19 protein-coding genes are annotated in these 22,614 nt (G+C 38.1%); 4 read left to right on the top strand and 15 right to left on the bottom strand.

All coding sequences use genetic code 11. From position 1 onward, the window contains the following. Positions 1 to 26: 26 nt before the first annotated feature. From NTHER_RS11680 to NTHER_RS11690, 3 genes are all read left to right on the top strand, one after another. Positions 27 to 374 carry a hypothetical protein gene (locus NTHER_RS11680; protein WP_012448717.1) on the top strand — a complete coding sequence of 116 codons (348 nt, stop codon included), beginning with the start codon at positions 27 to 29 and terminating at the stop codon, positions 372 to 374. A 77-nt stretch (positions 375 to 451) separates the two neighbouring features. Continuing rightward, positions 452 to 832: a hypothetical protein gene (locus tag NTHER_RS11685; protein WP_012448718.1), complete on the top strand. Its 381-nt coding sequence runs from the start codon at positions 452 to 454 to the stop codon at positions 830 to 832. 84 nt (positions 833 to 916) lie between these two features. Beyond that, entirely contained in the window at positions 917 to 2,113 is a 1,197-nt protein-coding gene (locus tag NTHER_RS11690) for an acetate/propionate family kinase (protein WP_012448719.1), read from the top strand. A gap of 204 nt (positions 2,114 to 2,317) precedes the next feature. On the opposite strand, the gene cysK is transcribed toward NTHER_RS11690, so the two are convergent. From cysK to NTHER_RS11715, 5 genes are all read right to left on the bottom strand, one after another. Continuing rightward, positions 2,318 to 3,250, bottom strand: coding sequence for a cysteine synthase A (gene cysK, locus NTHER_RS11695; RefSeq protein WP_012448720.1), 933 nt, complete (start codon positions 3,248 to 3,250; stop codon positions 2,318 to 2,320). A gap of 331 nt (positions 3,251 to 3,581) precedes the next feature. Beyond that, positions 3,582 to 5,351 carry a sigma-54 interaction domain-containing protein gene (locus NTHER_RS11700; protein WP_041367845.1) on the bottom strand — a complete coding sequence of 590 codons (1,770 nt, stop codon included), beginning with the start codon at positions 5,349 to 5,351 and terminating at the stop codon, positions 3,582 to 3,584. 32 nt (positions 5,352 to 5,383) lie between these two features. Continuing rightward, a complete protein-coding gene (locus NTHER_RS11705; RefSeq protein ID WP_012448722.1) occupies positions 5,384 to 5,827 on the bottom strand; it encodes a hypothetical protein in 444 nt (147 codons plus the stop codon). Positions 5,828 to 5,918: 91 nt separating this feature from the next. Further along, positions 5,919 to 6,911: a nucleoside hydrolase gene (locus tag NTHER_RS11710; RefSeq protein ID WP_012448723.1), complete on the bottom strand. Its 993-nt coding sequence runs from the start codon at positions 6,909 to 6,911 to the stop codon at positions 5,919 to 5,921. A gap of 210 nt (positions 6,912 to 7,121) precedes the next feature. After that, positions 7,122 to 9,575, bottom strand: coding sequence for a Lon protease family protein (locus tag NTHER_RS11715; RefSeq protein ID WP_012448725.1), 2,454 nt, complete (start codon positions 9,573 to 9,575; stop codon positions 7,122 to 7,124). Positions 9,576 to 10,000: 425 nt separating this feature from the next. Here NTHER_RS11715 and NTHER_RS11720 point away from each other — a divergent pair, with 425 nt between their 5' ends. After that, positions 10,001 to 10,903 (top strand): DUF4438 domain-containing protein, encoded by a 903-nt coding sequence (locus tag NTHER_RS11720; RefSeq protein ID WP_012448726.1) that lies wholly within the window; start codon positions 10,001 to 10,003, stop codon positions 10,901 to 10,903. A 100-nt stretch (positions 10,904 to 11,003) separates the two neighbouring features. Here the strand turns inward: NTHER_RS11720 and recD2 are convergent, their stop codons facing one another. The 10 genes from recD2 to NTHER_RS11765 form a co-directional block, all read right to left on the bottom strand. Continuing rightward, the gene (recD2, locus tag NTHER_RS11725; protein ID WP_041367139.1) at positions 11,004 to 13,178 is read right to left on the bottom strand and encodes an SF1B family DNA helicase RecD2; all 2,175 of its coding nucleotides are present in this window, start codon (positions 13,176 to 13,178) and stop codon (positions 11,004 to 11,006) included. After that, positions 13,153 to 14,946 carry a sensor domain-containing diguanylate cyclase gene (locus tag NTHER_RS11730; protein WP_012448728.1) on the bottom strand — a complete coding sequence of 598 codons (1,794 nt, stop codon included), beginning with the start codon at positions 14,944 to 14,946 and terminating at the stop codon, positions 13,153 to 13,155. The genes recD2 and NTHER_RS11730 overlap by 26 nt, the downstream gene beginning before the upstream one ends. A gap of 298 nt (positions 14,947 to 15,244) precedes the next feature. Further along, positions 15,245 to 15,586, bottom strand: coding sequence for a DUF192 domain-containing protein (locus tag NTHER_RS11735; RefSeq protein WP_012448729.1), 342 nt, complete (start codon positions 15,584 to 15,586; stop codon positions 15,245 to 15,247). A gap of 101 nt (positions 15,587 to 15,687) precedes the next feature. After that, the gene (locus tag NTHER_RS11740) at positions 15,688 to 16,641 is read right to left on the bottom strand and encodes a type II secretion system F family protein (RefSeq protein ID WP_012448730.1); all 954 of its coding nucleotides are present in this window, start codon (positions 16,639 to 16,641) and stop codon (positions 15,688 to 15,690) included. Positions 16,642 to 16,682: 41 nt separating this feature from the next. After that, positions 16,683 to 16,865 (bottom strand): type II secretion system F family protein, encoded by a 183-nt coding sequence (locus NTHER_RS15365; protein WP_052291979.1) that lies wholly within the window; start codon positions 16,863 to 16,865, stop codon positions 16,683 to 16,685. Between the two features lie 41 nt (positions 16,866 to 16,906). After that, positions 16,907 to 17,674 carry a type II secretion system F family protein gene (locus NTHER_RS11745; protein WP_052291980.1) on the bottom strand — a complete coding sequence of 256 codons (768 nt, stop codon included), beginning with the start codon at positions 17,672 to 17,674 and terminating at the stop codon, positions 16,907 to 16,909. Then, entirely contained in the window at positions 17,674 to 19,023 is a 1,350-nt protein-coding gene (locus NTHER_RS11750; RefSeq protein WP_052292015.1) for a TadA family conjugal transfer-associated ATPase, read from the bottom strand. Before NTHER_RS11750 ends, NTHER_RS11745 begins: the two co-directional genes overlap by 1 nt. A gap of 725 nt (positions 19,024 to 19,748) precedes the next feature. Beyond that, on the bottom strand, positions 19,749 to 20,927 hold the full coding sequence (locus NTHER_RS11755; RefSeq protein ID WP_012448732.1) for a CpaE/TadZ family protein: 1,179 nt from the start codon (positions 20,925 to 20,927) through the stop codon (positions 19,749 to 19,751). Between the two features lie 14 nt (positions 20,928 to 20,941). After that, positions 20,942 to 21,643, bottom strand: a complete 702-nt coding sequence (cpaB, locus tag NTHER_RS11760) for a Flp pilus assembly protein CpaB (protein ID WP_012448733.1) — start codon at positions 21,641 to 21,643, stop codon at positions 20,942 to 20,944. Positions 21,644 to 21,657: 14 nt separating this feature from the next. Then, positions 21,658 to 22,563 carry a pilus assembly protein TadG-related protein gene (locus NTHER_RS11765; protein ID WP_012448734.1) on the bottom strand — a complete coding sequence of 302 codons (906 nt, stop codon included), beginning with the start codon at positions 22,561 to 22,563 and terminating at the stop codon, positions 21,658 to 21,660. Between the last annotated feature and the right edge of the window lie 51 nt (positions 22,564 to 22,614).

Below are 22,614 nucleotides of genomic sequence, written 5' to 3' on the forward strand. Positions count from 1 at the left end.
ATAATATATTAGAGGAGGTGAAAATAATGGACAATATAGCAAATATCTTTAATTTTGCTCAAGGAGTATTATTTGACACCACTGTTGGTCCATTTATAGTACTTTTAGGAGCAATATACTTAAGTATGACTATCAAGGATCTGAAGCAAAAAAAGCGGCTCCAGCACCTCCAGACTCAGGCTACTATTAAAGGACGACAAATTATACGAGGATCTGGAATCAGTATTAAACTTAAATCAACAGATGGTTGGAAAACTGGTGTTTTTCTAGGAGCAAACCAGGATGGTTTTCTAATTATTAAAACTGAGAATAATTCAAAAATAATGGTAGACCCTAATTATGTCAGTGATATTAGGATTTTTGATCCCAATTAAAGCTCCCAGTTCTAGGGGAGCTTTAAATTTTTGCGAAACCGCATTCGCATCAATCAAATTGGTATGGGGGAATTGAATTGTCACCAAGAAAATTCAATCTAGTCGGTTTAATATTAATCTTTGGTTTTATCTTAACTCTTTTGCTTTCAGTTGAAAGAATTCGCCTTGGAGCCCGACCGGGACTAGGTCTAATCACTGCTGGACTGTTATTTCCCCTTGTCTTCTTAAGCTATTATCAAGATTATCAATTTATACTTGACCGATTCAAAAATTTCCTGTTCACCAAAAGTGAAGGGCTGGTAATTAAATACTTTTTTCTTGTTTTTTGCTATCTAGGTATTCTGTTTATCGTAGGTTATGCACTGTACACTAATTTCATGTTTTATATTTTTTGGTTTTTAGTGGCTGCACCCGGATTGAGTTTTGGTCTCGTTAAAATGTTAAAAAAATACCTGTAGTAATTCTTGTGTTTTATAGAAAAAATTAATATAATAAAGTGTGGTAGATTTAGTTATACAAATAACATATAAGGGGGATTATTAATGAAAATTTTGGTGATCAACTGCGGCAGTTCGTCGCTCAAATATCAAGTTTTCAACATGGAAAATGAGGACGTACTAGCCAAAGGCGCTATTGAAAGAATTGGTATTGAAGGGTCCTTTTTGAAGCACGAACCCGCAGGTGGTGAAGAAGTTAAAATTGAGAAAGATGTCACAGATCACAAGGCTGCTTTCAAAATGGTAGTTGACGCAATTACTGATGAGGGACACGGTGTATTAAAAGATCTAAAAGAAATAGAAGCTGTAGGTCATCGCGTTGTTCACGGTGGAGAAGAATTCTCCGGTTCTGTAATTATCGACGATGATGTTATGAATGCCCTGGAAAGCTGCATTAACTTGGCTCCACTTCACAATCCTCCCAACATATATGGTATCGAAGCTTCTAAAGCAAATATGCCAGGTGTTCCTCAAGTTGGAGTATTTGACACAGCATTTCACCAGACTATGCCTAAAAAGGCATATTTATACGGAATCCCATACGAATACTATGAAAAACACAGTGTACGCAGATACGGTTTCCATGGAACTTCCCATAAGTATGTAGCCAGCAGAGCTGCAGACATGTTAGGGAAACCTTTGGAAGATTTAAAATTAATCACTTGTCATTTGGGTAACGGAGCGAGTGTTGCTGCAATTAATAAGGGAGAATCTGTAGACACCAGTATGGGGCTAACTCCCCTTGAAGGACTTGTGATGGGAACTCGATCCGGAAGCATGGATCCATCCATTATTAAATTCTTAATGGACAAAGAAGGTCTTTCCATTGACGAAGTCGATAACATCTTGAATAAAAAATCAGGTGTTCTGGGTCTATCTGGTTTAAGCAATGACTTCAGAGACTTGGAAGAAGCTGCTGCAGAAGGTAATGAAAGAGCTGAAAACACTTTAGAGGTGTTCTATTATACTGTATCAAAATATATCGGTTCTTATCTAGCTGCTTTAAATGGAGCAGATGCTATTATCTTTACTGCTGGTCTAGGTGAAAACTCACCTTCCGTAAGAGAAGCTGTGACAGAAAACCTTTCATATGCTGGCATTAAAGTAGACAAGGACAAAAACCAGGTACGCGGTAAAGAAACTGATATCAGTACTGACGACGCATCCACTAGAGTCCTTGTTGTACCAACTAACGAAGAGCTTATGATCGCAAGGGAAGCTAAGGGACTACTAGGAAAGTAAGAGACTACTTAACTTTGATTTATAACGATTAAAACAACTAACCCCTAGACCTGCTTAAAAGGAAGGCACGGTCTAGGGGTATTTTTATAGACAAATTAATTTTATGCCCTATTATCTATAAATTTGAAAAGTCATCACGTACTCGTGACTTTAGTCATGAGAGGTTCACAATTGCATTGCTCTAAACAATCTTCAACACATTCGTTAACTAAATAAAGGTGTGCTGAAGTATCTGTCTCCACTATCAGGTAATACAGTTACAATATTTGCACTAGGTGGTAATTTTTCTGCTATTTTCATAGCTGCAAAAACATTAGTTCCACTAGAGATACCAGAAAACAGTCCATCTCTTCTATTTAAGCTTTTGGCAGTTTCAAGAGCTTCTTCGTCGGTAACAGTCAACACTTCATCAATTATATCCTGGTTTAACACCCCTGGTATGAAACCATCACCAATCCCCTGCTGAATATGACTAGATATTTCACTCTGGCTTAAAACTGCTGCTTTTTCAGGTTCTACTGCTATTATCTTAACTTCGGGATATTTCTGTTTTAAGACTTCACCCACACCTGTCAAAGTTCCTCCTGTACCCACTCCCGCCACAAAAGCATCTATTTGTTCACCTGTCTGTTCAATAATTTCTTTGGCTGTAGTCAGGCGATGGGCGTTCGGATTGGCTTTGTTTTCAAATTGATTTAAAATAAATACTCTGGAGTCCTGTTCAGCTAATTCTCTTGCCCGAGATTTACAATTATCAAAGGTTTCCGAAATATTATTTCCATCAGGGCTGATATCAATTTCTGCTCCTAGATTTTCTATCATCTTCCTTCTTTCTGTACTCATGCTTTCTGGCATGACAATTTTAGCCCGATAACCCTTAATAGCAGCTACCAGGGCAATACCTATTCCTTGATTCCCACTAGTTGGTTCTACTAAAATTGAATTTTCATTTATCTGTCCATTTCTTTCAGCCTCTATTATCATTCCTAAAGCCGTTCTTGTCTTAATACTTCCTCCGGGATTGAAAGCTTCCAATTTAACCAGAATATTTCCGTGAGAGTTGTTGGTATTTTGCAGTTCTATCATGGGTGTATTACCGACAAAATCTAAGGGATTATTACTTTTAAAAGTCATCATTCCACTTCCTTTCTTAATTAATTGTGTTTTAAGCTTCCTATTAAAAGTCACATATCATGATACAAGTCAATATACTTTTTTAAATCGCTAATATTGAGCTTATATTTTTTTCATAATCTATTAGTTGCAACTTTTATGCCATCTAATCAACCCCGGAATCATGGAAGAAAATAGAACCATAAAAATAAGCCATCTCATCTTGAGATAAACTGTATCAAACTCAAGCTGAGACGGCTTTTAATAAAGCACTGTATTAAAGGGTGATTTTCAGATTACACAATATTCCCCCTTGTATCTCAATCTGAGATACAAAAATTCAATTTGAGACTGTTTATATCAGGCCGTATTTTTTTAGTTTACGATAAACTGTAGCTCTACTAACACCTAATTTTCCTGCCATGAGTTGTTTTCCTTGTTCACTGATACCATAGATTTTAACTGCTTTTTCGAAACTCCTTTTTTCTAATTCCTCTAGAGGTAAGATCTCATCATCTCCAACATTTTTTTGATAATCCTGGGTTTCTAGTAGCTTATCTTTCATATTTTTGGGTAAATCTCCTAAATCTAAATAACCTTTCTCATTAATATTTATAAAATATTCCGCTACATTTTCCAGTTCTCTCACATTCCCAGGCCAGCTATATTGCTCTAAAAAGCTCATTAATTCCCGTGACAAAGCTGGCTGTTCCCGTTTTAATTTATTGGCATATTTATTTAGAAAATGATTAAGAAGTAGTGAAATATCCTCTCGTCGTTCCCTCAGAGCGGGAATAAAAAGAGGTACCACATTCAATCTATAAAATAAATCTCTTCTAAACTTGTTTTTTTCAATAAACTCTTCCAAGGGCTGGTGAGTAGCGGCAAGAACCCGCACGTCTATTTTAATAGTTTCAGGGCTTCCTATCCTTTCAAAAGTCCCATCTTGCATAACTCTAAGCAGTTTTGTCTGTAAATGTATCGGCATGTCCCCAATCTCATCTAGAAAAATCGTTCCACCTTCAGCCAATTCAAACTTACCTATTTTCCCGCCTTTTTTAGCTCCTGTAAAAGCACCCGATTCATAACCAAATAATTCACTTTCCAGTAATGTTTCCGGTATAGCCCCGCAGTGAACGGGAACAAATGGTCCTTTCCACCTAGGACTAGCAGAATGAATTGCCCTGGCATAAAGTTCTTTGCCTGTTCCACTCTCACCTCGGATAAGTACTGTAGAATCCGTTTGACTAACTTTTTTGGCCTTTTCCTTTAACTCTTTGATATTATTATTTTTAGAAATAATTGCATTGAATGAAAATCCCGCTGTATTACCACTAACCCTAAAAGCGAGTTTTTCAATCTCTTTAGTGTCCCTGACAGTAGCTACTGCACCTACAACTTTATTATTCATTTTAATAGGTTTCATATTGACCAAACAGTGAATCCCTACTTTAGAAAAGTACTGTTCGTGCCCTAGTTTACTTGTCCCGGTAGTTATTACCCCTTCAAAGGGTAGTTCAGGTACAACATTTTCCACATTTTGACCAATAATATCTCCTCTAATATCCAGTAAATCTCGCACAGCATCATTACAAGCAATAACTTCATTATAATCATCAACTGCCAGAATTCCCTCATAAACAGAATTGACAATGGCGCTTACCTGGGCATAAGCTTTAGTCTTTTCCAGTATGATTTGTTCATTGGAAAAACTATCGGCAAGCAGTTCAGACATTTTTTTGATAAAGCTTCTATATTTTTCTTCTGCGTAAGTCAGATCTTGTTTTTGTGATTCGGTAAAAGCAGTAATTCCTATAATTGCAATTACCTGTCCATTTAAGTTAATTGGCGATAACATATGGGCTTTTTCTTGACACTCCGATTTTTTTGTACATGAATAACAGATTTGATTTTTACCAGGTTTGTTAATAGTTGTAGCTTGTCTTGATTTAATAGAAAATTCATAACCAGATCCTGGGGGTAACCTCTCCCCTATTCTGTTTTTGTAGCTGCCAGTCCCGGCTACCCTAATTAAGTCAGAATCAACAATCGTCACATCCAAAAGAAGTACATCAGAAATCGTTTCAGCTATCTGCTGTACTCCTTTGTTATCAATCTTGGTCACTGGAACACCCCACCTCTTTACAGCAACAAAAATCAAAAGACATCTCCTAATAAGATTATCAATAACGCACTTAATCCCCCTAACAGGATATGCCATGTCATATGCGTTATATTAGTAGTAGGTTCTACTGGATCTTTCCTGGCGATATTCGATCTTAAAATTATCCCGAAAAATAATAACCAAAAAAATAAACCTACTGACACACCCTTAATTAAGTAAAAAGAAGGCGAGGTAAAATAAAGTAAATAACTTACTGTAACTCCTTTAAAACCAGCCAGTATATAATCATTAATAGCACCTATAAACAATCCAGCAGAGGTTTTTATATCTTTTTTTTCTACAAAGGCAGATGCCGAAATATGCCATATAAATATTTTATTTATGCCTAACCGATACAAAAAATAATCAAGAATATTAATCGGTATATTTGCCACCACTCCCGAAAGTAAACCTAGTGTAAATATGTCATCTATCATAAGTACACTCCTATATCTTATATCTGATAAAGTATGTCTTATCCTCTAGTATAACCACAAAATTCTAGTAACATGTAGTTAATCCATGTAATTAATTCATTGTATCGGCCAGTTTTCGGAAAGATGTAAACAACTCTTCAAAAAACTTTTCCCGGTCAACACCTAATCCGACCTTAACATTTCTGGAATCGGGATCTCCCATGACTCCTTTAACTTCCTCTTGACCCCGGGAACAAACAGTTCTTCCTAGGGTATATGTTCCCGTAAGTTCTATTCTGACGTCCATGGACCGAGTCGTAAAGATATCAGGATTAATGGCATAAGCGATGGCACAAGGATCATGAAAAGCCATATCGTAATCTGTTTTCATCTGTCTTTTGAAAAAGTCCATAAATTCTAAAGTTTTCGTAGCAACAGGATGATCCAACTTTTGTAGTAACTGGCGCTCTTTCTGACCTGGTTTACTCTGTTCTGTCACATCTAAACCTATCATGGCAACTGATAATCCGCTTTCAAACACAATTTGTGCACTATGGGGGTCAGCAAAAACATTATATTCGGCTGAAGCTGTCCGATTTCCCTGCCCCATGGCTCCTCCCATAACTATTACTTCTGCTATCTGTTCTTTTATTTCAGGGTATAGCTTAAGGGCCAGAGCTAAATTAGTCATAGGTCCTACAGTGATAACCGTTATCTCACCGGGTCGAGCCATAATTTCTTTTGCCATGGCTACAGCCGCGGGAGTACTGGTTGCATCGCTACTTTTTTCCGGTTCCGGAAAATCCACTTCCCCCAGTCCCGACTCACCATGGATCATTTCACCTGAAACTCTATCCCTGATTAAAGGGGAACTAGCCCCCCTATAAACAGGAACTTCTTCCGCATCTAAAAACTTCAGTAGCTTTTGAGCATTGTGAGTGGTTTTGTCAATTGATACATTACCAAAAACCGTTGTTATGGCAACAGGTTCTAAAATATCCTGTCTTCCCATGAGAAAAAACAGAGCAATGGCATCGTCCATACCTGGATCAGTGTCTAAAATTACAGGTTTTCTGTTTCCCGAAATATAGTTTTTTGCTTTCATTTTCTTTCATTACCTCCATTTCTGTTCTGTTCTGCTCTGCTGGCAATGTAGATTTAGCATTTTTCTATATGAACTCACTATATGACTTTGCTATGTGTGGTTTAGCATGTTGTTTAGCATGTGGTTTAGTTGTGCGAATTAGTGCGAATTAGTTGATATACTCCCACAGCTAAAGCAGTGGCTTTCTGCTGCTGTTTATCGTAATATAGTTTAGTGTGGTGGTTCTCTATTTTCATCCTGTTCCTTGTTTTGATCTTGACTAGTTTTAACTACTTGTTTTGATTTTAAATTCTTCCTGAACTCAATCAGTCTATTTTTTACACGCTTATAAACTGTATCTTCTTCCTCATTTTTATCAAGTAAGCCAGCAGTCATTCCCGATAACAATTCCATACCCTCATCAATGTGAGAAATAGAATAGATGTGGAAATCTCCTCTCTCACAAGCTTCAATCACTTCTTCTGATAAGTTAAGATTATTTTCATTCTGTTTCGGAATGATAACACCTTGGGTACCCGTTAATCCTTTTATCTTACAGGTAGTGAAAAATCCTTCAATCTTTTCAGTGACACCACCTACTGGCTGGATTTCACCTTTTTGATTGACAGAGCCTGTTACGGCCAAATCCTGTCGTAAGGGAATTTCACCGGCACTCGACAAGATAGCATATACCTCCGTACTGGAAGCACTATCCCCGTCTATGCCCCCATAAGTTTGTTCACAACACAGGCTAGCAGACAGGCCTAGCTTTTGATTATATGAAAACAGGCCATTTATCAGGCCGGATAAAATTAGCACTCCTTTGTCGTGAATTTTTCCGCTCAATTTAGCTTCCCGTTCAATATTAATAATACCGCGTTCACCGGGGAAGACATTGGCTGTTATCCTGAAGGGTTTTCCAAACATTAAATCCCCTAGATCATAAACTGCCAGTCCGTTGACCTGACCTGTCACTTCTCCGGCTGTATCGACCATGATATTTCCTTCATCAATTTGTTCTTGAATTTTTTCTTCAGGTCTGTTGACTCGATACTTTTTCTCTTGGATTGCTTTTATGACGTGTTCACGGGAAACATCGTCTTCTCCTTCTAGGGCAGCCCAGGTATCCGCTTCAGACATAATTTCTACTATTTCATTAAACTTGGTTGATAGTTTCTTTTTATGCCCAGCTAAGCGAGAACTGTACTCTACCACACTGGCTACTCCCGAAGGGGTAAATGATTTAAACTCCTCATCCTGAGAATGGGAAGCGATAAATGATGCCATTTTCTCTACATTTTCCTGAGTCCTATTCATGGTTGAATCAAAATCTACTTTGATTTTGAATAACTTGGAAAACTCTTCATCCAGCTGGTATAAAAGCTGATACAATTTTTCATTTCCCACTATGATAACTTTTACATTAAGAGGAATATCTTCCGGTCTGAGAGAAGACATGGCAATCATACCTATATGTTCACCCAAATTTTCCAATCTGAGCTGACCTGTATTCAATACTCGTTTTAATAATTCGTAGGTCATGGGAGTTTTAAGAACATCTTTGGCCTGGAGAATCAAATAACCCCCATTGGCCCTGTGAAAAGCTCCCGGTTTAATCATGTTAAAGTCCGTAACGGCAGTTCCCATTTTATTGACATATTCCATTTTTCCCAGGAGATTGTAATATGTGGGGTTAGTTTCTACAACTACTGGAGCCCCTTCTTGTTCGCAATTATCCACCAGAAGATTGACCTGATACCGCTTGGTTATATCCTCCTTTGATGCCTGGGGTTTTAAAAAAGATAGTCCTCCGTCATCTCCATCGTCATCTTTGGAAATGAAATGTTCTACATTTTTAACGATATCCTCTTCTACCTCTTCCAGGTATTCTAAAACTTTGTCATTGGATTGATAGCGCTCTTTCATGGGATCCATTAAAGGAGATAGACTTTGATGAGCTGTTTCATCTTTTAATTTATCCAGTTCATCTTTTAAGTCACGATCTAAATCCTTTAGTTCGCGCATAAGATTCATTACATTTACGTGGAGTTTAGAAGAGTTCTCTTCAATTTCTCGTTTGGTTTCTGTATCTAATTCGTCAAACTCGTCCTGATTGAGTTCTTTACCATCAACAACAGGGACAGATACTATTCCTGAAGAAGTGTTTTTAAATCGAAATCCGTATTCTTCACCTTCTTCGTTCAATTTATCAACTAGTTCGCGGCGCTTGGCCTGATAGTCCCTAAAAATTTGTGCACGGCTTTCTTCATAAGTTTCAGTCTTAAAGGCCTTAGTTAAGGCGTCTCCTACCTCTTCTAGGAGATTTTCCATCCCTTCAACTAAATTGCAGCCTTCACCAGCAGGTAATTCAAGGGCTCGAGGTGATTCAGGTTCATTAAAGTTATATACATAGCACCAATCAGAAGGTGGATCAAACTTTTTGGCGTAGGTTTCGGTCATGGCCTTGGCATAACTGGTTTTTCCAGTACCGGTTGGGCCGGACATGTAAAGATTGTAGCCTTGACGGTTAATCTGTAGGCCAAATTCCATAGCCTTTACCGCCCGGTCTTGACCAATAATGCTTTTTAATGGTTCCAGTTCTTCTGTTGTGTTGAATTCAAACTGAGATTCATCACAATAAGCTTTCAACTGTTCCTTCTTTAACGGTGCAATTTGTTCTGACATGGTCACGACTCCTTTCTTATTTCTTCTTTACTTAATCACTTTTATTGGGCTCTTTTGGAAAATCAGAACACTTTTACTTAACTGATTATAGCTACCTCTTGTATTCTATGATAATATTAACTTCGCTGTAATAGAAAGTAATTCCTGTTTTTATCAAAATCCTTTAACTTTCTCTGTTAAATTAACAGTATGGTGGGACAATTAGCGTACATAGATTATTATGTTATATTAATGTTGATATTACAATACAAAGGTGTTATTAAATTGCAGTATTGCTATTAATTCTGGCATTAGTACTGTTAAAAGAAACTCAAACAATTTATGCTCAGTAAAAAAGGAATAATTGGCAGGAATTATTTTATCCTTCCCGAATATTGATTGAGAGAAAATTATTTAGGGGAAAATTATTTAGGGAGGGGAAAGATATGGTGAAAATTAATAAGGATTCATTGGTGAAAATGAGCGTGCAAGGAAACATTTCACCTCCAAAAACTGGGCCCTACAGAATTAATACCCATGGTTATGCCAGCACTCTACCTGGTGTAGGGGGCATTACCTACAATGTCAAAGTAGGTAGTTCTGCCATGGGCTGGGTAGCAGACCACGTTGAGCCGGGAGTTAGTATTAAGGTAAAAGATGAGCAGGATAATAGCGGCCTTCAAACCTTTGCCTGTGTAGGTAATGAAGCCGTAGTAATCAGTGGATCTGCCAAAGGACGTAAAGGTGTTGTAATTGGTAAGCACGGTGGGATTGAACACGTTATAGTTCAGTTCGATGATGATACTCTAGATAAACTAGCTATTGATGATAAAATTGCCATAAAAGCATTCGGTACAGGTTTGAAACTGACGGATCATCCTGATATTAGTATTAAAAACTTAGATCCAGATCTACTTGAAAAATTGCCTATTAAGGAAACTTCAGAAGGAATTGAAGTTCCTGTCACTACCAAAATTCCTGCCCATTTGATGGGATCAGGTATTGGAGCACCAACGACTCATCGAGGGGATTACGATATTACAACTCACGATCCCGAAGCTTACGAAAAATATAATCTTAAGGATCTCAAATTAGGTGATCTAGTTCTTTTAGAAGATAGTGATAACGAATTTGGCCGAGAATATCTAAAAGGTGCCCGGTCCATAGGAGTTGTGATTCACAGTGACTGTGTAGTTACAGGTCACGGACCAGGAGTAACCACTTTACTTACAAGTAAAAAGCCCGTCATTGAAGGAAGTTTCGATGATAAAGCCAATATTGCCAATTACTTGGATCTTGAAAAATTAGAAGAAGAAAACAAACAGCAAGACCAAGATAAAGACAAGTAACAAACAAAAACGATTAAACATAAATTGAGCCTGCCAAACTGTTTTAACAGATGGCAGGCTTCTTTATTGTATTTATTTCCTCTTTAAAATCGTTAAGATATTAAACCTCATAGACCGCAATTCTGTGCTGTAGGAAGGTATTTCGCTCATCGGTTTTTTTGTTTGAAATTGCTATCCCAATTGATTTTTTGGTCCCGACCAAAACTACTAGAGATTTAGCTCTAGTAACAGCTGTGTACAGTAGATTTCTCTGTAACATGATGTAATGCTGTGTTGTCACTGGCAAAACAACCACCGGGTATTCACTTCCCTGACTCTTGTGCACACTAATGCAATAGGCGTGGACTAAAGCGTCTAGTTCCCTGCCTTCATAGGCTATCTCTTCACCATGCCCATATCTAACGTTAACTACATTTTCTTCCGCATCCACCTTGGTTACAATTCCTGTATCTCCATTAAAAACATTCTTTTCATAATCGTTTTTGACCTGCATGACTTTATCCCCTGTTCGATAACAAGCACCACCAAAGTTAATTTCAGCCTTATTTTTTTGCGGAGGATTGAGAACTTTTTGAAGAGATTGATTCAAATTTTCTACCCCCGTTACTGTCCTTCTCATGGGAGACAGAACCTGAATATCGTTTACAGGGTGATAACCGTTGTAGTTAGGCAAGCGCTTGGCACACAGTGAAATAATTGTCTTAACAACATCTTCAGGTTCTTCTCTGGGTAAAAAATAAAAGTCCTTTCCCTTGGCATTCAAAATGGGAAACTTCCCCTCATTTATTCTATGAGCGTTGACCACAACCATACTTTCTCTGGCCTGGCGAAAAACTCTCTTTAACCTGACCAAAGGTATCCGTCCTGATTCGATGATATCCTGAAGGACATTGCCAGCCCCAACTGAGGGTAGTTGATCAGTATCCCCTACCAGGACCAGTCGAGTCCCAGGTGATATTGCCTTTAACAGATTGTTCATTAAAATCGTATCTATCATGGATGCCTCGTCCACAATTAATAGATCACCTTTCAGTGGACGGTCTTGATTGCGCTGAAATTTCATTCCCTCTTCCTTATCATAGGTAAATTCAAGCAACCGGTGAATAGTTTTAGCTTCATCACCTGTGGCTTCACTCATACGCTTGGCAGCTCTACCCGTAGGAGCAGCGAGCATAACTTTCTGTCCGGCTTTTTGAAATATATCCATCAAGCACTTGATCACTGTTGTTTTACCTGTACCAGGTCCACCTGTGACCACCATCAAACCTGTTTCAGGCACCTGCTTTATCACCTGATGCTGTTCCGGAGAAAGAACTAAATTTGCCTGCTCTTCCAAATACTTTTCTGCTATTTTCTGGATCCTAGGAAATAGTTCCCTGTCCACTCCATCTTTTAACCTTTTTAATCTACTGGCAATTCCCTGTTCAGCAAAAAAGAAGGGAGCCGGATAAATCAGCTCACCTGCTTCAGGGATATTTTCAACCACTATTTCTTTTTCTTCGACTAATTCTTCCAGCACAGAATTTAAATTGACATTCTCTACTTCCAATTCCTTTAATGCTTCTATTAATTCTTCTCTTTTCAAAAAAGTATTACCATCTTGAGATTTCTCTTCTAATAGGTAGACTACAGCAGCCTTGGCTCGCTCCTCGGAGTCTACTGAAACACCCATTTCCCGGGCTATTTTATCAGCAGTTTTAAATCCAATCCCAAAGACCTCTCTAGCAAGTGAATATGGATTTTCAGATACCTTTTGAATTGTATTGTCACCGAAACGGCGGTAAATTTTCAGAGCAAAAGCAGGACTTACTCCAAATTCCTGTAAAAATACCATAATATCTTTAATCTGCTTGTGCTCTTGGAATCCCCTGGATATCTGAGCTGCTTTTTCCTTGCCGATTCCGGGTACTTCCTGTAACTTTTCCGGTGTATTTTCAATAACTTGGAGCACTTCTTTACCGAAGTGCTCCACCAGACTTTCCGCTGTTTTGGGGCCAATCCCTTTAATCATCCCCGAACTGAGAAATTTAATTAATCCATCTACTGTTACAGGTAATTTTATTTCATAGCTATCAACCTGGAACTGTTTCCCGAATTTTTTATGATCAACATATTCTCCGGAAAGGTCCAAGCGTTCTCCTGGAGTCAAATGAGGCATATTGCCTACTATAGTAATTTCATTTCTCGTCTCTTGAGTGACCAGTTTGGCTACTGTAAACATATTTTCCGGATTATGATATGTTACTCGTTTAATTATCCCCTCGATTTGAGCCATTTCCATCCACCCCTCTATTGGGGAATCCCACAATTTTTTTTTCATCGTCCTGTACTGAATGAAGTTCAGTTATTTTTTTAAACATGCTGACCCTGTTTTTACCTTGCTTTTTGGACCCTAAGTACAGAGCCTGATCAGATTTTCTCATCAAATCCATAGAGCTAGTGCCATCCTGGGGATATTCAGCCCCACCAATACTGACTGTTAATTTGACTTTGGGAGTTTTCTCATCCCCTGGGAAAGGATAATTTGCTATGGCACTGCGAATTCGCTCGGCAATTTTTTCCGCTTCTATTCCTCGTGCTCCCAATAATAAAACACTAAACTCCTCTCCACCATAGCGACAAGCAATGTCCCTGTCCCGAATATTATCTTTTAATAATTTGGATATAATTTCTAAGACTTCATCCCCTGCCGGGTGTCCGAATCTATCATTATAAAGTTTGAAGTCATCAATGTCTATCATCAACATGGTCAAAGATCGTTCTGGATAATCGTAAATTGCCTGTTCTAGCTGTTTATAAAAGTACCTATAATTATACAAATTGGTCTTCTCGTCAGTCACTGCTAAATCCTCCACTTTCTGATGATGCAGAGCATTGGAAAGAGCAGAAGCTACCTGAGCAGAAAAAATTTCTGTCAGTTGGATAAGTTCATCCTTTTCCAAATGCTCTATAAAATTATTTCTGGTTAAAGACAGAGCCCCAATAATTTTGTTTTGACAAATTAAGGGAGTTACCAGAATTGATTCCTCTTTATCGTATAATCCTTCTGCACTGGCAGCCTCCTGCCATTCTGGATGATTAATGTTATTGATAAATAAGGGGGTCTTGCGGTGACTAACTTTTCCAGTGATACCCTCACCTTCAGCTAGGATAATAGTGCGCTCTGGAGATTCCCCGTTAATTAAGGTAAGTTTAAATCCCTGCTTGTCATCGTAAATCCAAATCCCACATTTTTTAGTATCAAACATGGTTTTACTAGCTCTGGTGATAGCCTGTAAAACATCATCCAGTTCCATACTCTCAATTAAGTTAACAGAAGTTTTTTGTAATGAATGAAGTTCTTGATGAAACTGATCAAGCTTTTTGTACAGGCGAAAAATATAACTGTTAAGTCCTAGTGCCATAACCATGACTACAATACCTAAAATACCAATATTATTGTACAACATTATCATCAACACAGCTACAGGTAAACTAACTCCGTATGTAACCACATCCCACCCAACGTTTTTTAACACATCTGAAAAGCTGTATTCCCGATAACTTACAACAAATTTGATATAAGTGGTTAAAATTGTATGATTAACCGCTAGACTGACCAGTCCATAAATAATTACTGGCAATGGGCCAGTCATTTCACCTAAACCTACTACACCTCCAGCCTGCTGATAAGCCAAGCCTGCCACATAAAATGTAACTCCAAACATAGCTCCGTTAAAAAGCGCTACACTTCCTGGTCTATTTGAAAAAACTGCGGAATGAAAGGCAATTCCCACAGTGGCAATCCAAATAGAAGGATAAAAACCTAATATGACTAATGCCGAAAATACTAGTGCAAAATTAAGAGATAGACTAATTCTACCTGCCGGAATTCGAATTCTTTCCATTACTATTGTTAAAGCAAGTAAAACGATAAACTCGTAAGTAAACACATTTTCGCGATAACCGGCATTGACTAAAGTTATCCATAACAAAGTCAAAAGTACCAGGCTAGAGGCCAGTGCTACCCCTTGATTAAGTCGTTTCTCCAGAATTTTACCCACCCCCGTATTATACCCGAACTTAGAAACTTACTTACTCATTCCCTATCAATCCCTAATATAGCTTTAGGTATGAATATACTATAATTTTTAAAAACCCATTACTTTAAATCCTTAAATTTTATGATTAATTTGTGAATTTAAATAATATTTTAGATATTATTAATAAAAATCCCTTCAATTTTGGTTAATTTTTTAAATTTTTTACCATTTCATTTTATGATATTATGTACCAAATCAAAGTATTTTTACGTGAAATTGAATTTAACAAATATCAATATTCAACTTTAATACAGTAAGCCTATCTTTTAATAATCAATCGATCTCCACTGGAGATATCCAATTCATCTAAACTACCACCTCTAAGTTCCACTACCCGGCTGGCTTTAGCCACTTTGGGGGTGATTCTAAAAGGTGGAACATTTCTTAAATCTTTTATAATGACATTATTACTATCTATGAACAACAAGTCCAAAGGGAAAAATACAAAGAATGTATGAACCTGGTTACAGGGCTCTATTATTAAGGCCTCACGGGAAGACATAGATATTTTGCCCATGAGGCCTACAAATCTTTTAGAAAAAGTATCCGCTTTTATTACTTCTGAAGCTAACACCTGACCTGTTCTCTTTACAATCAACACTGACTCATTTTCCCCCTTGGCTTCTAAGTTTCTAATATAAATATAGTATATGATAAATTATAAAATTTTATCTAAACAAGTAACTCAAACAGATTATTTAATTAAAAAGTTCCTATTAAATTATCCATAATCCTAAGTGCTGCAGGTCCGAGTAAAATAATAAAAATAGTAGGGAAAATAAATAAAATCAGGGGAATCAAGAGCTTGACAGGGGCTTTCATAGCCTGTTCTTCTGCTCTCTGTCTCCTCTTTCTGCGAAACTCTTTTGATTCCACTTTTAAAACTCGGCTAATACCGACACCCAATTGTTCCGCTTGGATAATAGCATTAATAAAAGTTGATAGATCTTGGAGGTCAATGCGCTCTTTCAGATCAATCAGGGCTTCTTTACGACTTTTTCCCATACTAATTTCCTGGGTTACTCTTTTTATTTCTACAGCCAGGGGGCCAGTTCCTTCCTCTGCTACCTTTTTTAGTGAAGATTCAAAACCTAATCCTGCTTCTACACTAACTGTGAGCAGATCTAAAAATTCTGGAAGGGCTCTTTGAATCTCATTTTTTCTTGTATTAACTTTACTGGAAAGCCACAATTTCGGACCTATAAAACCGAGTATAACTAAAACCATTCCGGTCCATACAGGGGTTGAAAGAAAGGTTACAAAAAATACTGCCATTACTAATCCGAGACAAATAATCAAAAAATAGGCAGCTAATAGTTCAGTGGCATTTAAATGTTGGGATAATCCGGCCGATATTATATCCTTCTTAAAGCCAGTAAAGACTTTATGAGGTAATAGTTTTTCTAGGAAGGCAGTTAACTTATGAAATAAGGGCAAAACCACCCGCCGATGAACAGGAAGGGCTAAGGCTTTTTGCAGTGGTGTCCTGGGAGTGTGCTCAAAACCTGAACCCGCACTTCCATCTGTTAACTCATTTAACTTAGAAAGCCGATTTTTTGTTTCAATACGTTTTCTAAACAAAAATTGATACATATTTAAAAAGATACCTGTCATACAAGCCGTAATAGTGAGATAAAGCATTAGTGTACCTGGCATAGTATTCACTCCCTTAACTGGTTAATCCTCAAAACTTTTACTTATACTTCAATATCAACTACCTTTTTAATAAAAAACACTCCTATAATTTGGCTAAATACTCCCATGACGACTAGCATTAATCCTATAGGGTCTTGAAACAGGTCCATGATATAGTCTGGATTGACAATGTAAAAAAATATTCCCAAAGCAACAGGTAATAATCCAATAATGATTCCCGACAACCTTCCCTGGGCAGTTAAAGTCTTGATTTCACCGTAAATTCTTAGCCGATCCCTGATAGTATCTGCAATAAAACTTCGGCTAGATTACCTCCTACCTGGCGTTGTATTAAAATAGCCGTCACAACCAATTCCAAATCTTCTGAGTCAACTCTATCTACCATATTATTCAAAGCTTCATTGGTGGAAATCCCCAACTGCATTTCTTTGACCGCATAGGAAAACTCGTCAGAAGCTGGAGTGGCAGTATCCCTTGCAACGGTCTCCATGGCTTTCAACAGGCTGTGACCAGACCTAATGGCATTGGCCATAGTTGTCAGGACTTCCCCTAATTGTTCATTGAATTGTTTTTGGCGATTTTGCTTCTTCATACGCAGTAATAGTAATGGAACATAGACTCCGATAATTACAGCTAAAACCGACAGTATAACTGAAAAACCCAATACTAAAGTTGTTGCACCTAAGGTAAAGCCTGACAAGAGCATAATGACAATAAATTCTTCTCCTCGAAGTAAAATACCGCTTTTTATTAGCTCATCATCCAAATGCTCTCTGAAACCCTTGAGCCTATCTATCCTAGTTAGAAATCTACCGAGATCGCGCAAGTTTAGACGCAAGTTTCGTTCAGTTGGCCTAATAGGTCCAGTTTCTAACTCATCAATGGCATCTCTGGATGAATCTTGAGTATAAGCTTCCAATCTTTTCTTAAGATCGCGTTTTGGCTTACTAACTACCAAATAAATATGATAATAGAGTAAAAACACAAACAAAAATATAAGTACCGTATAGAGCATGAAAGATTCCCCTTTCATTAGTTCATCTCCATTTTTTCTAAAAAAGCATGAGTAAAGCCCGTTGACTCGTGTTTACCAGTAATTTTATTTTTGGAATCCCGACCCTGGCGTTTATAGGTGAATAAGTCTTGCATTGTAATAACATCTCCTTCCATACCCTGAACTTCACTAACTTGCGTTATTTTTCTTGAACCATCCTCTAATCGACTCTGCTGGACAACTAAATCAATGGCTGAAGCAATTTGTTCTCTTATTGCCCTGATTGGTAGGTCCATACCTGCCATTAAAACCATAGTTTCCAGGCGAGACAGCATATCTCTAGGGGAATTGGCGTGACCTGTTGTCAGAGAACCATCATGACCTGTGTTCATGGCTTGGAGCATGTCTAGGGCCTCTCCTCCCCGGACCTCTCCTACTACAATACGGTCAGGTCTCATGCGCAGGGAATTACGCACCAGTTCTCTCATTGTAATGGCTCCCTTACCTTCCATATTAGGTGGCTTGGTTTCTAAAGTTACCACATGATCCTGGTGTAGCGTTAATTCGGCAGCATCCTCAATAGTTACAATCCGCTCATCTTGTGGGATAAAAGATGACAGTACGTTTAAAGTTGTTGTCTTTCCACTTCCTGTACCACCACTGACTACCACATTCAATCTATTCTTAACACATTTCTTCAAAAAGTCTGAGATTTCAGTAGTCATAGTTCCAAAACTAATTAAATCCTTGGCTGTTAAGGGATCTTCGGAAAATTTTCTGATAGTAATTACCGGACCTGTCAAAGATAATGGTGGGATAATGGCGTTTACCCTAGATCCGTCAGGTAGCCTGGCATCAACCATGGGAGAACTTTCATCTATTCTTCGTCCCAGTGGAGCGACAATTTTTTCAATCACATGAATAACATGCTGTTCATCTCGAAATTTAATATCGGTTAACTTTAATTTGCCATTTTCCTCGACATAAACCTGATCATGTCCATTTACCATTATTTCACTAACATTTTCATCTTCAATTAGAGGAGTAATAGGTCCGAATCCCAAAGTTTCGTTTAGGATTTCCGCTTTGATTTTGTCACGATCAGTTGAAGATAAAGGTTTTTCTTCTTGATCTAATAGATTTTCCACCGTTTCTTCGATTTCTGATTTTAGTTCTAATTCTTCATCCTCTGAGTTAGATTCTTGCAATATATCCTTGTCAATTTCATCAATTAAAGCCCTATGGAGTCTACTTTTTAGTTCTCTAAAATCGTCCTTATCTTCAACTTGCCCGTTAGCTTTAGCCCTACCATTCTTTCCAGATTTAGGTTGAGAAGTTGTTTGATTATTCGGTTGATTGCTTTTATTAGAACCCTTGGCTGATTCCATGAGGGCAGCTTCTTGCTTGCGTTTATTCAGCCTTGATAGTAATGAGGCTTTTCCTCGACCATTTTCATTATTTTCAGTTTCAGTATTTTCTGGTGGTAACACTTCTCCTAATTGAACATCAGCTTTTTGGTTCCTCGATTCATGCTGACTTTGGTTTTTCTCTTCCATTCCTACTATCCATTTCTGTTTCGGGTCTTGATCATTATCATAAGCACTATCATGAGTATTGCTATCATCAGTTTGACTTTGATTGTTAACAGTTTCAGTTTTAGTTTCATCTTCATTTTCAACCTTGTCGGTAGTTTCCTGACCTTCGGCTTGTTCACTATTATCATGTTCACTTTTTGTCTCCGAGTTTAATTGCTGTTCACTTTCTGTCTCCGAACTAGCTGGCTCCGAACTAACTGGCTGTTCACCTTCTGATTCCAAGTTCACTTCCTGTTTACCCTCTGCATTTAAGTTCGCTTGTTCAGAAGAATTTAAATTTTCTTCCAACTCTTTTAGTCGCAGCTCTTCGTTTATTTTATCCTTTAATTTGCTAATATCTTTCATCAATTTTTGGTACTGTTTATATTCCTGTTCAGTTAACTCTCTATTTTCAGTAAATTGCTTATCCCAAATTTCTCTAGCCTGTTTCAGTAAAGCTGCTTGTCTTTGTCTTAATTTTTCTAGCTTGTTGCTCATAAAGTCACCCCCCTTATCCCAGATCCGAGACCCACCAAGTTTTATTCAACCCTTTTTTCATGTTCAATAACCTTATTGGAAAACTTCCTGAATTCACTTACTACACCATTGACAGAAGGCTCTAAAATTACGGGCACGCCCCTGTTAATAGCCTCTACAATGGGTTTTTCTTTATTAGGCATGCGATAAAATATACCCCGATTCAGTGCGTCCTGTAAGTCTTGCTTCCCCACCTGATAGTACTTATCCTCTTTATTGACTACAAGGTTAACTTTGTCTTCAGGATAGCCCAGGTTGTCCATTATATTAATTGAGTTTTTTGCATTTTTTATTGAGGGTAAATCCAGAGTAGTAACCAAAAATATCTTATGGGACTGATCTAGTGCCGATAAAACATGCCCCGAAAAAGCTGGTGGCGTATCAACTAAAATATATTCATAAGTTTCCGTCAACACTCTCAGGATTTCTTCCACGTGTTCATCAGATACATATTCTGCTTCTTCAGGGTTTTTAGGTGGGCACAAAAGCTTAACACCCGTTTCCTCGTGATGAATTAAGACATTCTCCAGGGTTTCACTATCCAGTTCATTAATATTGGAAAGCAGATCTGTGATAGTCTGTTGTGGGGTGATATTGAACATTATGGGAATATCGCCAAACTGCAGGTCCAAATCAACTATAACAGTCTTTTTATCATGAAATTTGGATAAGCAGCTGGCTAAATTTGCCGCTAAAGTAGTTTTCCCGGTCCCACCTTTTGCACTAAATACAGAAAAAATCCTGGGCTTGTGCTTGATTCCTGACCTAAGTAGAGCTTCATTCATTTGTTTTTCTCTGACTTCCTCTTCTTTTTGAACAACTTCCTTAATTGTAGAAATCAATTCATCTCCGGAAAATGGTTTCACCAGGTAATCTCTCGCTCCAGCCCTCATGGCTTTTTTAAAGTATTCTGCCTCACCTTGTACAGATATAACTATAGGGGCTACCTGAGGGGCTTTTAATGACAAACTTTCGATTGCGCTAATACCGTCAACTAAAGGCATATTAATATCTATTAGGATTATGTCCGGTTTCATCTTTTCCGCCATGCTAATAGCCTGTTCGCCATTGGCTGCTTCTCCCACTATTTGAATATCCCGCTCAAATCCTAAAAATCGCTTGATATTTTCTCTGGTTTCTGAAATATCATCGGCTATTAAAATATCTATCTTACGTTTCATTTCTACCCCTCCCTTTAATTCTCGGTAATAGGCTGTAATAGCAACCTGATCACATGTTCTTCTTCAGCATGGGTAAGTTCAGTAGCTTCATTACGATTAACGGCCAGGGTTACAGTTGAAACTTCTTGGACCAATTCTTGTCTTGAATACAGGATTCTATCACCAACAGCTAAGACTTGTAAGTTATCTAGGATAATTTCTGAACTACTATCTTGGGAAGGCTCTTGTCCTTCTCTATCTTCTTCATCCTTTGTTGCTACTACATCCACATAATCTCCAGCCTGAATAAAACCGGCAACACCAGAAACTTGATCCACGGCAACTGACATAGCCCTCTTGTTTTCAGGTATTACTTCTGATAATTTATTAGCTTCTTCTTCACCAAGAACCCTACTAGACATTAGAACTTCGTGCTCAACCACATCTTGTTTCAATACTTCTCCAGTTATTTCTTCTTTATCCGTTACAGCTTGAGGATGAGCAGTTTGCTCTGGAACTTTTCTGGTATCTAAATGATCCTGAGTCAGAATTGTCCCTGTGTCTAAATTGCTTGTAGCCACTACAACAGCTACTTGATCTTCGCCATCTATCTCTCTAGGTCCAGTACCTTCATAAGCTGTTTCTAGAGAAGAAATGTACTGATGGATAATCAGTACAGTAACAATTGCCAAAATAAGTGATACTAATAGTCCACGGTATTTTTTGAGTTTTTTCAATCTACGTCACTCCTTTATCTGACAAGCTTTGTACCTCTTAGCCCATAATCTTCTAAATCTTCATCAAGCTCTCCATCAGCAACTTTCTCCTGGAAAATTCCTTTATAAATTATATGTCCTTCTGGTCCGTCTTCTATATCAGCCAAATAAAATGCTCCAAAACCTACTATTTCTACTTCATTGTCCTCGGGATCAGTCACGATAGGAATCACTACCTCCCGCTCATCCTCTTCAAACCTCTCTTCTAAGCCATCTCTAGTTTGTCTGGCCATGTTACCGCGTTCAGTTTCTAAAATGTCCCCGACAAATAACATTTCATCGTGTCCTTCTTCCAGTTTTTCTCGATAAACTGAGGCTCCACTATCCTCTTCATCCAGTCTCAATGGTTGGTAATTACCCTCATCGCCCTGACCGGCCGGAACTTTCAGATCATACATGCCGTAACCTTCAAAGTCTTGTTCGGGTATACCAAGAGGTACAACTCCAGTAAAACCAGCTAAGGGAACGCTTTTAGCAGCAGCCTGACCTGTAACATCCCCTTCCTGAAAACCCATAACCCGGGCAAAGGAAAACTCCACCTCTTCACTAGCCGTCACTTCGATTTTTTCCTTTTGTTGAGCATCTTCTGGTAGTAATCTAATTTGATAATCCTCTAGGCCATTTTCCTCTGCTATTTTTTCAGCGGCCTGTCGGGCATAGTCATAATCTTCTTCCCTGTATTCACCATCATCTCGGTAGGGAAAATTGGAAGCACCGGCCAAAGCACTGGCTTCTGCCGCTGACACCAATCTGGATCTCTCGGCATACATAAGTCCCACATCAACTACCAGGGCTGTAAAGGACATTAAAACTGTCAGCATTAAAGCTACAATTACCACAGAACTACCTTCTTCATCTTTCAATAACTTTACAATCCACACCGTGAGTCACTCCCTTCAAAGCACGGTCACACCGCAGCATTCATACCCCTA

This window comes from Natranaerobius thermophilus JW/NM-WN-LF (assembly GCF_000020005.1).
GTDB lineage: Bacteria > Bacillota > Natranaerobiia > Natranaerobiales > Natranaerobiaceae > Natranaerobius > Natranaerobius thermophilus.

Excerpts from the sequence above, each read along its gene's own strand:
- NTHER_RS11710 (WP_012448723.1), bottom strand. The coding sequence starts at position 6,911 with ATGAAAGCAAAAAACTATATTTCGGGAAACAGAAAACCTGTAATTTTA.
- NTHER_RS11705 (WP_012448722.1), bottom strand. The coding sequence starts at position 5,827 with ATGATAGATGACATATTTACACTAGGTTTACTTTCGGGAGTGGTGGCA.
- recD2 (WP_041367139.1), bottom strand. The coding sequence starts at position 13,178 with ATGGCTCAAATCGAGGGGATAATTAAACGAGTAACATATCATAATCCG.
- NTHER_RS11750 (WP_052292015.1), bottom strand. The coding sequence starts at position 19,023 with ATGGAATCAGCCAAGGGTTCTAATAAAAGCAATCAACCGAATAATCAA.
- NTHER_RS11680 (WP_012448717.1), top strand. The coding sequence starts at position 27 with ATGGACAATATAGCAAATATCTTTAATTTTGCTCAAGGAGTATTATTT.
- NTHER_RS11690 (WP_012448719.1), top strand. The coding sequence starts at position 917 with ATGAAAATTTTGGTGATCAACTGCGGCAGTTCGTCGCTCAAATATCAA.
- NTHER_RS11715 (WP_012448725.1), bottom strand. The coding sequence starts at position 9,575 with ATGTCAGAACAAATTGCACCGTTAAAGAAGGAACAGTTGAAAGCTTAT.
- NTHER_RS11745 (WP_052291980.1), bottom strand. The coding sequence starts at position 17,674 with ATGAAAGGGGAATCTTTCATGCTCTATACGGTACTTATATTTTTGTTT.
- NTHER_RS11755 (WP_012448732.1), bottom strand. The coding sequence starts at position 20,927 with ATGAAACGTAAGATAGATATTTTAATAGCCGATGATATTTCAGAAACC.
- cysK (WP_012448720.1), bottom strand. The coding sequence starts at position 3,250 with ATGATGACTTTTAAAAGTAATAATCCCTTAGATTTTGTCGGTAATACA.
- NTHER_RS11740 (WP_012448730.1), bottom strand. The coding sequence starts at position 16,641 with ATGCCAGGTACACTAATGCTTTATCTCACTATTACGGCTTGTATGACA.
- NTHER_RS11720 (WP_012448726.1), top strand. The coding sequence starts at position 10,001 with ATGGTGAAAATTAATAAGGATTCATTGGTGAAAATGAGCGTGCAAGGA.